A 599-nucleotide genomic window follows, 5' to 3' on the forward strand; every position below is an offset into this window, starting at 1 on the left:
TCTGCTTCAGCTGGGCCATCAGCGGCTGGGCGTAGAGCCGGGCGATGATGTCGTTCGGCCCGCCGGGCGGGTAGGGGACGATGATGCGGATGGGGCGGCTGGGCCAATCCCCCGTCCCCTGGGCAAGCGCCGGCAGGCTGGGCAGGGCGAGGGCGGTGGCGAGCAGGTGGCGGCGGCGCATGGCGTTTCCCGAAGGTTGTTGGCCGCAATGATGCCGCCATTCAGCCGGACCCGCCAGGGGAGGTGCGCAGCCGCCGGCAGTGCCCGCCGGGCCTTCCGCGCAATCCCGGCGCCGTATCCCGTGCCGGGGTTTCGGGGCGGCGCCCCGGTCAATAGCTCGGCGTGATGGCTCCCGTATCGGGCGCGCCATAGCCATAGCCGGGCGGGGCGGAGAAGCTCGGGTCCATGTAGCCCGGCTGAGGTGGCGGGTGGGGATAGGGCGGGGGCGAGGGGTAGCTGTAGCCCTGGGGGGGCGGGTAGCCATAGGGCGCGGGCGGCGGGGGCGGCTCCCGCTCGGCCTCCGCCGCATGGCCCAGCAGCCCGCCGACCAGCGCGCCGGCCGCGGCGCCGCCGACGATGCCCGCGCCGCGGTCGTGGCG

At 75.8% G+C, this 599-nt stretch carries 2 pseudogenes; both read right to left on the reverse strand.

Annotated elements, in window-relative coordinates:
* A pseudogene (locus NJ376_RS16435) lies at positions 1 to 181 on the reverse strand (Bug family tripartite tricarboxylate transporter substrate binding protein); the annotation flags it as partial.
* A gap of 148 nt (positions 182 to 329) precedes the next feature.
* Positions 330 to 599: pseudogene (locus tag NJ376_RS16440) on the reverse strand (hypothetical protein); the annotation flags it as partial.

The organism is Siccirubricoccus soli (assembly GCF_024178315.1).
In the GTDB taxonomy this organism is placed as follows: domain Bacteria; phylum Pseudomonadota; class Alphaproteobacteria; order Acetobacterales; family Acetobacteraceae; genus Siccirubricoccus; species Siccirubricoccus soli.